This is a genomic window from Ignavibacteriales bacterium (genome assembly GCA_026390815.1).
Lineage (GTDB): Bacteria > Bacteroidota > Ignavibacteria > Ignavibacteriales > SURF-24 > JAPLFH01.
This window is the reverse complement of the sequence record JAPLFH010000006.1, coordinates 288093-299266: the sequence shown is the minus strand read 5'-3', so window position 1 is coordinate 299266 and position 11174 is coordinate 288093. Positions and strand designations below refer to the sequence as shown.

General features: G+C 33.2%; 9 protein-coding genes. 5 read left to right on the top strand and 4 right to left on the bottom strand.

What is annotated here, in order from left to right; translation table 11 throughout:
• Nucleotides 1-155: 155 nt before the first annotated feature.
• A complete protein-coding gene (locus tag NTX22_02445) occupies nucleotides 156-1487 on the bottom strand; it encodes an alkaline phosphatase D family protein (protein ID MCX6149366.1) in 1332 nt (443 codons plus the stop codon).
• 92 nt (nucleotides 1488-1579) lie between these two features.
• Here NTX22_02445 and NTX22_02440 point away from each other — a divergent pair, with 92 nt between their 5' ends.
• A complete protein-coding gene (locus tag NTX22_02440) occupies nucleotides 1580-1984 on the top strand; it encodes a hypothetical protein (GenBank protein MCX6149365.1) in 405 nt (134 codons plus the stop codon).
• Between the two features lie 395 nt (nucleotides 1985-2379).
• Here NTX22_02440 and NTX22_02435 read toward each other — a convergent pair whose 3' ends face one another.
• Both NTX22_02435 and NTX22_02430 read right to left on the bottom strand, forming a co-directional pair.
• Nucleotides 2380-3672 (bottom strand): hypothetical protein, encoded by a 1293-nt coding sequence (locus NTX22_02435; GenBank protein MCX6149364.1) that lies wholly within the window; start codon nucleotides 3670-3672, stop codon nucleotides 2380-2382.
• Nucleotides 3673-4668 (bottom strand): NAD(P)-dependent oxidoreductase, encoded by a 996-nt coding sequence (locus NTX22_02430; protein MCX6149363.1) that lies wholly within the window; start codon nucleotides 4666-4668, stop codon nucleotides 3673-3675.
• A gap of 127 nt (nucleotides 4669-4795) precedes the next feature.
• Between NTX22_02430 and NTX22_02425 the strand changes: the two genes are divergently transcribed.
• From NTX22_02425 to NTX22_02415, 3 genes are all read left to right on the top strand, one after another.
• Entirely contained in the window at nucleotides 4796-5986 is a 1191-nt protein-coding gene (locus NTX22_02425; protein ID MCX6149362.1) for an aminotransferase class I/II-fold pyridoxal phosphate-dependent enzyme, read from the top strand.
• 119 nt (nucleotides 5987-6105) lie between these two features.
• Complete coding sequence (locus NTX22_02420) at nucleotides 6106-7227, top strand: hypothetical protein (GenBank protein MCX6149361.1); 1122 nt, start codon at nucleotides 6106-6108, stop codon at nucleotides 7225-7227.
• Nucleotides 7228-7251: 24 nt separating this feature from the next.
• Complete coding sequence (locus NTX22_02415; protein ID MCX6149360.1) at nucleotides 7252-9261, top strand: peptidylprolyl isomerase; 2010 nt, start codon at nucleotides 7252-7254, stop codon at nucleotides 9259-9261.
• 49 nt (nucleotides 9262-9310) lie between these two features.
• On the opposite strand, the gene NTX22_02410 is transcribed toward NTX22_02415, so the two are convergent.
• Nucleotides 9311-10192, bottom strand: coding sequence for a DUF4835 family protein (locus NTX22_02410; protein MCX6149359.1), 882 nt, complete (start codon nucleotides 10190-10192; stop codon nucleotides 9311-9313).
• A 78-nt stretch (nucleotides 10193-10270) separates the two neighbouring features.
• On the opposite strand from NTX22_02410, the gene NTX22_02405 reads away from it, so the two are divergent.
• Nucleotides 10271-11128: a hypothetical protein gene (locus NTX22_02405; protein ID MCX6149358.1), complete on the top strand. Its 858-nt coding sequence runs from the start codon at nucleotides 10271-10273 to the stop codon at nucleotides 11126-11128.
• Nucleotides 11129-11174: the final 46 nt, after the last annotated feature.

Genomic DNA, 11174 nt, shown 5'->3' with positions numbered 1-11174 from the left:
GAACCCAACAGCATTGCGAGCTAAATTGTATCTTACTGCAAATCGTGCAGCTTTTAATCAACTGGAAAATCTCAAAGTTTCTTTCGCTATGAAATTCTAAAAAATATAACTATACGCATCGGGTTGCGTAAGGTGAGTTATTAAATCAATGTGAATTATTTCTTCAAATCATTTGCACTGATATCGTAACTCCACATCTCAATTCCTTCACTATTGAATATTTTACAGTTAAGAACACGATTATTGTTTGGACCAGTTATTTTCATCATTCCAAAATTTCTTTCAGTAACAAGTGTACCAGGTAATCGTAAAGAATTTTTAGAAGGATCTGGTTTAAACACGCCAGCAGAAAATGTTGAAACGGTAAAATCATATAGCGGGTAGTTTCCTTCCCTTTCCATTTTTGTTACTTCAGTAAAATGTCTATCACCAGTAAGAAATATCACACCAGTTATATTTTCATTTTCAATCAATGATAATAATTTATCTCTTTCTTCCGGGAAAGAAACAAAATTTTCCACATCTTTATCCGGAGAGAGAACTTGTCCACCAGTAACAATAAATTTGAAATTTGCTTTAGAGAAAACCAGTGCATCTATTAGCCATTGAATTTGTTCCTCGCCAAACATTTCTTTACTACCAGTTTTTCTTTCGTCCGGCGAGCGATAATACCGATCATCTAAAAGAAAAAATTCTGCATCACCCCATTCAAACCGGGAAGTTATACCTGGTTTACCATTTATTCCATAAGAAAGCGCGGGCCAAAAAAGTTTAAATGTTTCTAAAGTTAAATCCTTATGAATAAAGCTTCGATCGCTGTTGTTCGGTCCAAAATCATGATCATCCCAAATTGCATAATTATGTGTTGAGCCTAGTAAAGGTTGAAGTTCTGGAAGAGATCGAGTGTGAGTGTAACGCTTTAAAATTCCTGTTCGGGTGTTCCAGTCCGGTTCTCTCAAATAACAATTATCCCCCATCCAGATCATGAATTCCGGTCTTTTAGAAAAAATGCTTTTATAAATTTCATAATCACCACCATAAGGTTTCCCGGGTCGATCGTATTGTTCTTCATTAACATATGCGCAACTTCCGATTGCAAAGGATAATTCTGGCGGGTCTCCTCTCCATTGCCATAACTTTAGCGTTTGAAACTCAAGCGGATAATTTACTTTAATTGAATTTCCATCAATATAAACTTCATAGGAATATTTTTTACCTGGTTCAACTTCATCAGCAATTATAGTAGCCGTGCAGGCTTTCTCCTTTAACGTTTCAACTTCATCCGTTTCATATTTCTTACTAGTATTTGATTTATCCCAATATTTAATTTTCACTTTAGCTGGTTTTTTGGTTTGCACCCAAATTGCTACTTCGCGCATTTCTGAATAGCCAAGCATTGGACCAGATTGGAGATTAGAGTTTTGTGCGTTTATTACCACAACACATAAAACTAAAAACAATACTAAATGCTGAAACATCTTGTTCATTTAATTCCTCTAATTGGTTTTAATATTTCCGTTGATAAAATAACAATCTACCTTTATCTTTGAAAGTGTTTTTTATAATAATGGTAATTCTAATGAAATACTTTCTTAGTCTCTGCCTCTCCACATTGTTAATGATTTTTTCCATCAACTGTAAAGATACGGTTACAAATGAAGACCTTGATAAAAAAATAATCCCGGATAAAAATGTTAGTTACATTCAACATATTCAACCTGTTTTCGATTTAAAATGTAACACTGCTAATTGCCATAGCAGTGAAACACGTGCTGGAGGATTAAGTTTTACTTCATACCAAAATACAACTTCAGATTTAAGTATTGTGTTTCCGGGTCAACCTCAAAACAGCAGATTAATTAATTCAATTGAAGGTCCTTCATCATCATCTTATCCAATGCCACCGATCGGCTATCCTCCGCTTACAAAAAATCAAATAGCGGGCATTACTACTTGGGTAAAAGAAGGAGCCTTGAATAATTAGCATCAACTCGGGAATTTATTTTTTAGAAATTTTTGCGTCAGAATCATTTGCTATAAAAAGCAAAACATTCCATCAAACTTTATTTACGGCAGGATATTATTACTATATCGGAAGTGCACAGAAAAATTTATCCCAAAGGATTGAAAGACATCTAAAAAAAGAAAAGAAAGTTCATTGGCACATCGATCATCTCACCTCATTAGAGCAAAACAAAATCCAAAGAGTTTATATTTTTGAAAATGCAGCTAAGGACTTTGAATGCAATTTAGTAGAACATCTTTTAATTACTTACAAACTTGAATTTCCAGTAAAATATTTTGGGAATTCCGATTGTAATAATTGCACTTCACATTTGCTGTTCAGCAAAAAGAAAATAGCTTTTAACTGGAAGGATTTTAAACCAAAACTCGTTCTTTTTTCCGATATGTAATTTCCCACACAAAGAATACAATGATTGGAAGATATTCAATCGCTAATATCCAATAAGATGTTTCCCAGATTCCTTTAAGAACATAATTGATTAGCATTATATTGGCAAGATTAACTAATGTAATAAAAGCAAGTCCACCCCACCGAAAATTTAATGGAAGCAAAATAGCAATCCAGGTTAAATACCAAGGATGAACCGTAGGAGAAAATAAAAAGAACAGCATGAAAATAAGGTACACTTTTTCTAAAAATTCTTTGCGTAAGAAGAACAGAAATCCTCCGCAAATTACAAATAGTACTAAAGAAATTAATCGTGCATTCTGATTGTTTTTTGTAATTTCCAAAATGATTGTAAAAATAGAACTATTGGCAATCCAGTTTGAAGAAAATTGAATTAGTGACTCAAAAGGAAAAACTCCATTTAGAATAAATAGAATGTAAGTTATGATAAGTACTAATACTGGAACAATAATTACAATTATTTTATTCTTCCCTTTTTCGTCCTTAAAAACAAATGGAAGTATCATTCCTGAAACAAATTTAGAACTTATGGATAAACCTATCATCAAATAAGATTTTACCTTTTTGCCAGTTAAATAAAAAAAGAAAAAGAGTAGTAGCAGCGGAAAACCAGTTCCATCAACATGACCATCAACCATAAATTGCATAATAGGTAATGGGCAAAGTGAATATAGAGCTAAATTGATTGCTGGAAGATTTAGTTTCTTTAATAATAAGTACAATAAAAAGATTGAAAGCAATTCTGCAATGAAAAGCAGAATTTTAATTCCGTATACATTCTCTCCAAATAATTTATATCCAAAATAAAACATTAACTGCGAATATGGTGGATAGATAGTTTTCATTGTTGGATGATTTATTTTAGCAGGGAAAGTTTCAGAATGGAGAAAATTCAAAGCCGTATCTGCAGGCGAATACCTGAACGGATTAATCCCATTAGCCATTACTTTACCATCCCAGATATACCGGTAAATGTCGTCTGAAGCTATTGGCTGAACTGGAAATAAGCTAAGTCTAAAAATTATACCGGAAAGTATAATAATAGTAATTAGTATTTGGTTTGCTTCAATCTTCCTTAACAACAACCATAGCACAACAAAAATAACTGAGTTAAAGATCGAGATAAAAGTAAACAATACAATTGGCGGATACGAATTAGAATAAATTGAAAGATAAACTGCTTCTGAAATAATAAGTAAAATGATCAGCAGAATATTTAATAATTTATTATTCAACATTTACTTCAGCCAACCAACTTCTTTATACCAATCGCAGGTTCTTTTTATACCATCCTCAATAGAAATCTGCTGACGATAACCAAGTTCATTTACTGCCTTGCTTACATCGCAGGTCCAGTACGGTTGAACAAGATCTCTGGCTTTTTCCAAATTTAAAGTTGCAGGTTTTGAACTAAACATAGAAAAGAATTGGGCAATTGCAGAAATATTGTAAACAATAAAATGAGGAACTTTAACTTTTATTGGTTTTATTAACAAAACTTTAGAAGTTATATCTCCAATCTGTTTCCAGTTATAAGTTTCTTCAGAACTAAGGAAATAAATTTGTCCGGCTGATTTTTCACTTATCGCAGCCAAATACAACCCATTTACCAAATCCTTAACGTGTATAAGTCCAAGGTATTTATCTTTCATACCAAGAGTTGTCATCAACCCTTTATTAAAAGTTTGAAAGAAAATAAATATTTCAGTGTCTCTTTCACCATAAACTGCATGAGCCCTGCAAATAGTAATTGGCAATTCTTTCATAAAAGATTGAGCAGCTTTTTCCTCTGCTAATTTACTTTTACCATAAGTGGTAATTGGATGCGGTATTGTTTCCTCATTCACAGGTATTCCATCCAAGGAAGGACCGCAAGCTGTTAGACTGCTTACAATAACAATCTTTTTTATTGAATCTTTTGAATCGAGACATGCTGTTAACAGATTTTTTGCAGGTTCAACGTTACCTTTAAAATATCCTTCCGCTTCTTTAGATTTTACAACTCCAGCAACGTGGAAAATATAATTTGATCCTTTAACAACTTTTTTCATTCCTTCAATATCAAACAAACCACAATTATTAATTTCAACATCTTTTCCTTTAAGCCATTTCAAATCGCTCGATTGCCTGGTTATACATTTAACTTTCATACCCTTTTCTAAAAGTAAATCGACTAAGTGACTACCCACAAATCCATTTGCACCGGTTACAACTGCAACACTTTTGTTTTCCATTTTTAATTCCATTTGATTTTGAACCTGATTATAGATAGTTTTGCAATAAATTATTTTGAAAAATACGTCTTAAAATATAGATATTCGTAACCATTTCATACTTTAGTTAATATCCTGGAGGTTTATTTTGGATCTCTTCACAAAGTGTTTTGAATTTAACAGAGCAGATGAAGTTAAAGCTGCCGGACTTTATCCTTACTTTAGACCAATTGAAGAAAATGAAGGACCGGTTGTTAGGATTGGTGGAAAAGAAGTAATTATGGCTGGCTCAAATAATTATCTTGGATTAACTGCACATCCCAAAGTTAAAGAAGCTGCGATTAAAGCGATTGAAAAATATGGAACAGGCTGCTCTGGTTCCCGCTATCTTACCGGTACAATAGATTTACACGTTCAGCTTGAAGAAAAATTAGCAAAATTTTTTAATTCAGAAGCAGCTCTTCTTTTCAGTACCGGCTACCAAACAGCCCAGGGAATACTTGCAACTTTAGTTCAACGTGGAGAATATATTGTTTCTGATAAAGACAACCATGCCTGTATAGTTGCTGGTAATTTAATGGCAAAAGGAGCTACTGCAGAAGTTGTTCGGTATAAACATAATGATATGGATGATTTGGAAAGAGTTATCAAAAAACTTCCCGCCGATGCAGGAAAGTTAATTGTAAGTGATGGTGTGTTTAGTACCGGTGGCGAAATTGTTGACCTTCCTATGTTAAATAAAATCGCAAAAGAAAATAATGCAAGAATTTTAATTGATGATGCACATTCAGTTGGAGTTATTGGAAAAGGTGGTAGAGGAACAGCAAGCGAATTTAATCTTGAGGATGAGATTGATATGACTATGGGTACTTTTAGTAAAACCTTCGCTTCGCTTGGTGGATTTGTTACCGGTAAAGAAAGAGTTATCAATTATTTAAAGCATCATTCACCGGCTTTGATATTCAGCGCATCGCCAACTCCAGCATCTGTTGCATCCGCTTTAGCTGCGTTAGAAATTCTTGAAGCAGAGCCGGAAAGAGTAACCAGACTGATTCGTAATGCAGAAATGGTAAGAGTTGGATTTAAAGAAGCTGGATTTACCGTTATTGAAAGCAGAACTGCTATTGTTCCTGTAATAGTTGGGGATGATTTGCTTGCTTTCAAATTTGGCAGAATGTTATTTGATGATGGAGTTTTCGTTAATGTGTTTATATCACCAGGTGTTCCTCCTGGAAGACAAATGATGAGAACAAGTTATATGTCAACGCATGAAGATCAGCATTTGAATTACATTATTGATGCATTTAAGAAAATTGGAAAACAGTTAGGTTTAATTTAACACCCAATCTTTCCCAGCCTGCATATAGTGGGCAAAAGATTTTTTAGGGAAAAAAGGCGTTGATTCAATAAATATTCTTATCTTATTTCCTTAAAAGATAATTTGGAAAAGAGGATTTAATGAGCGCTATAACCATCCGAACCGTTTCTTCTAAAAAAGATTTGATGCAATTCATAAAACTCCCATGGAAAATCTATGCGGACGATTCTTATTGGGTTCCGCCAATTATAATGGATAGGAAAAAAATTCTTAGCAAAGAAAAAAATCCATTCTACAAACATGCGGAGATGGAAATGTTTCTTGCGGAACAAGATGGTAATGTTGTTGGAAGAATTGCAGCAATCAAAAATGATCTTCATAATAAATATCATAACGATAAAGTTGGTTTCTTCGGATTCTTTGAATGTATAAATGACCAAAATATTGCTGACGCACTTTTTGATAAAGCAAAAATTTGGCTCAAATCAAAAGGATGCGATGCGATGAGAGGTCCTGCTAATCCTTCCAGTAATGATGAGTACGGAATGCTGCTGGAAGGCTTTGATGATTCCCCAAGATTGTTAATGACTTACAATCCCCAATACTACCTGGATCTTTGCGATAACTATGGACTGAAAAAGGTAAAAGATTTGTATGCTTATAAAATAAGTAACGATAAAATAATTAAGTCAGAAAAGCTAAAGCGCGTTTCTGATATTGCGGCAAAGCGCTCCGGTATTAAAATTTCTCAAATCAATATGAAAGATTTTCGGGCTGAAGTAGAGAAAGTTAAATATGTTTATAACAAAGCCTGGGCACCTAACTGGGGTTTTGTTCCTTTTACAGATGAAGAAATTGATACCATGGCAAAGGAGCTTAAACCATTAGCTGAACCATCCTTAGTTTTATTTGGTGAAATTGATAACCAGCTTGTTGGATTCGCTCTTGTAATGCTTGATTATAATTCGGTTTTTAAAGAAATGAATGGACATCTTTTCCCATTTAACTTTATTAAGCTTTGGACTAAAAAGAAAAATATTAAATGGGCAAGAATTATTACATTAGGAATAATTCCTGAGTTTCAAAAGCGTGGATTGGATTCTGTTTTTTATTGGGAAATTGTACAGAGAGCTGAAAAGATCGGGATTTTGTTAGGCGAAGCGAGTTGGATTTTGGAGGATAACGAGATGATGAATCGCGGCGCTGAAGTTATGAAAGGTGAGTTGTACAAAAAGTACAGAATCTATGAGATGGGAATTTGATAAACATTTTTATAAATAATTAAAATGTTTCTAAACTCACTCCGTAATTTTTTTTTAAAAACTGTTTTCCTTGGCGGGATTTTAACTTCTTTACTCTGCGCTCAATATTCCAAAGATGATTATGAACTGGTGAAAACCACTTTTACCAGAACTTTCGATCCAGAAATAATTAATAAATATCTATATTCAGAAAATCCACAAAAAGTAAAAGCTGGTTTATTTAGTGTTAGCCATTGCAACAACCAATCATTCGTAAATGAAATAGCAAATCTGGATTTTAATTCCTTTGGTGATTTAATTTCATTTACACTTAGTCAACTCGGTGAGTCAAAAATTTCCACAGAATTTTTGTTTAGCAAACTTTTAGAAAATTCAAAATACCAGCGTAGCATTTTTGAGGCAATTGGTAAAACCGGAACCAAAGAAACACTTGAGTTGCTGCTAAATAAATATTTCATTGGCAAAGAATTCGACTTTACCGGAATATCACTAACTATCGCCAATTTCAATTCCAGAGGAATTAAAGTAACAGATGGAAAAGATATTGAGCTACTCCAAAAAGAATTTACGAGCAATGAATATCCAATCCAAAGAAAAATTGACGCTTTGTTTGCACTTTATAGAATTGGTCCACAAAAACTCATTCAATCTGATTTAGTAAACCTTCTTAACGAAAGAGATTTTGGTGAAGAATCGATTATCCTTAAACAGTATGCTTTAAGTTCGCTAAGAAAGTTGGAATATTTTACGGATGATTTTCCAATGGTTGAAACACTCCTGCATTACCCTGATTGGCGAATAAGAACGGAAGCAGCAAAAGTAATTTGCTATTATAAATTCAAAAATAAAGATGAATTGAAAAAATATCTTTCTTTATTAAATGATGAAAACCCAAATGTTGCCCGCCAAACCGCCATCGCATTAAAAAACGTTTCAATAGACAGCACCTTACAGAATTATTTGAAATCAGAAATTTGGAATTGCTTATTAAATCATTCAGCTTATACTGCAAATACAATTGGAGAACTTTTCATTACTTACTGTCATCTCTATCCACAAGAAATTTTTGAAGCTATTAGACAATTATCTGGAAAAGTAAAAAGAGTTTTCTTTTATTCATCTCTCTCCGAAAATTTTACCTTTCCCCATCAGAATTTAGATTATTTATTAAAGGAATTTCCCAGAGCTAACAAAAATGAAAAACTGGAAATATTAAATGCACTTATTTCATTGCAAAAATTTTTTCCGCAAAATCCAGACTTTAGGAAAATATTACTCGGCAATCTTAACAGCTCAGATCCTTCAGTTATATCAACAACAGCAGATGGACTTGACTCGGTATTCATTGCAAATAACCGGGAGAATTTGTCGGGAATCATTCTGAATCTAACAAAAAAATATTTAGACAATCCAAAATATTCGGAAAGCATAATTTCGCTGGTTAATCTTTCTAAGAAAATAAATGATGAGTTTCCCAAAAAAGTTCTAACGATTTTAGAAAATTCTGAAAGTTTTACTTTGCGTAAATTTTATTGTAAAGAATCTGGAGTTAATTTTAACGAAACAAAGCCATTAGAAAATTTTGATCAACTTTGGAAGTTTGCCTTCAAATATAAAAAAGCAATCGTAAATACCAGCAAGGGAAATTTCATTATTGAATTTAACCCGGAAGTTTCTCCAATCTCAGTTGGAAATTTTTGTTATTTGGCTTCAAAGAAATTTTACAACAATTTAATTTTTCACCGCGTTGTTCCAAATTTTGTAATTCAGACTGGTGACCCTGAATCCACTGGCTGGGGCGGTCCTGGTTACGAGATCAACTCTGAATTCTCAGCAATTCCATTTAACCGAAGTTATGTTGGAATGGCGAGTTCAGGAAAAGATACTGAAGGCTCCCAATGGTTTGTTATGCACAGCTATTTTCCACATTTATATGGCAGATATTCCAATTTTGGCAAAGTTGTAAAAGGAATGGATACAGTTGATATGATTGATCAGGGGGACAAAATTATTAAAATTGAATTACAGAAATAATTCCCTTCCCACAATTCTCAATCTGCATTCCGAAATCCTCAATCTGCAATCATTCGTTTAGCATTGCTTCATCATACTTTTGTGTATGTGGAGGGTCTATTTTCTTTAGTGATTTAAAAATCATTTTATCAGGATAATCTTTTAAATAATTTACAATTTCACTACTCTTTGCGTCAAAAAATGTTTTTATAAGCACACCACCGATATCAACTTTAGCTTTAAGAGTTTCTAGATTTTTAATAAGTTTAACAATATTCTGAACCGCTTCTTCTTTTTTTGTAGTAAAAATATCTAATCCATTGTAATGATAATTAAAACAATCTTCTCTAAACGGTCTGTATTTTTCGCTTACCAAATCCTCAATCAACCCACGGCGGTTATAGGAATTGCCTTTTGTTTCCCATCCAGCAGATGAAGAATAACTTGCATCAAACACAGCTTGATTGTAAGCTTGTGTAAAATATTGAGAGCCACCTAATTCAGTAAAGGAATCCTCATTCAATCCAATAATCAGGAAAGCATAATAATCTAAAAAGTCGGTTAGCGGATCGTAGTCCGGACTAAAATACATCGATTGTCCGGATTGATACTGAAACTCCCAGGTATTATCGATGACATTCAACATAATTGTTGGGCTGCCACTTTTCTCAACCGGGCGCAAACTTGTAATATTAATTTGTGCTGAATAATGAGTTTCATCGCTGGAACCGGAAAAGAAAATATTAAACGAACATTTAATTTTGTCAAAATTCCATGCATCCCCAGAAAACCGAGTGTTGTTAAGATAGTTTTGAATATCTTCTGAAAAATTTATGATTCTGTCTTTTGAACCAATAGATAATTTTTCAACATTTGTAGTTACAGTGGCATCTAATTCCTGTGAAATTAAAAAACCCGGTAAAAAAAGGAAAGCGAGAATAAATTTCTTCATTTAGATAATATCTCCAAAAAAGGTTGATTTAATATATAAATTTGAATATTATTATTCCACACTAATAAAGAATCTATTATGAGGGGCAGATTCAGCATAGTTCTCTTGGTAATACTTTTTGCACATTGTATTATAGCACAAATAAATCCCGGTGCTCGCCAGATTGCGTTATCAAATTCAGATGTAGCGCAAAGCGATGATGTGTTTTCCAATTTTTCAAATCCCGCCGGCTTATCTCAAATGAACTGGAGAGAAATCGGAATATATTATTCGCCGGCTCCCTTTGGTATGAAAGAATTAGCAAACGGTTATATCGCTTACATTGAACCGACTGATTATGGATCATTTGGTTTGGGAGCAATGACTTACGGTTTTGATCTTTATAAACAAAATAAAATCAGCCTGAGTTACTCAAATCGATTTGAAGAAAAATTTTTTGCGGGTATTACAATTAATTATCACACTATTGCCATAAAAAACTATGGCAGTGCCAATTCTCTTTCTCTAAATTTTGGCAGTATGATTTATTTAATCAGCAATTTAAAATGGGGATTTGCATTCCACAATGTGACCAGGGCAACATTTGGAGATGAAAAAAATCAGATACCCACAGTACTACAAACAGGTTTCAGCTATTCTCCTTTGGATAATGCAACATTAAATACAGCGGTAGAAAAAGAATCGGAATTCCCTTTATCAATTCGATTCGGTCTGGAATATTCTCCGATCAAATATTTTTATTTACGTTCAGGATTCTCCACTGAGCCGGAAAAATTTTCCGCCGGGGTTGGAATAAACTATACTTTTATTCAACTGGATTATGCGGTTTTCACTCACGCTGAATTAGGTTTAACACACCAGGCTGGAATAATTATAAACTTTTCCGGTGATGAGTTGAGAAATGAAAAAATAAAAAAGCATCTCGGTCTTGAATAATAACTCTTACTAATTATATGACATTAAAATTTTTGTTTTTAATTCT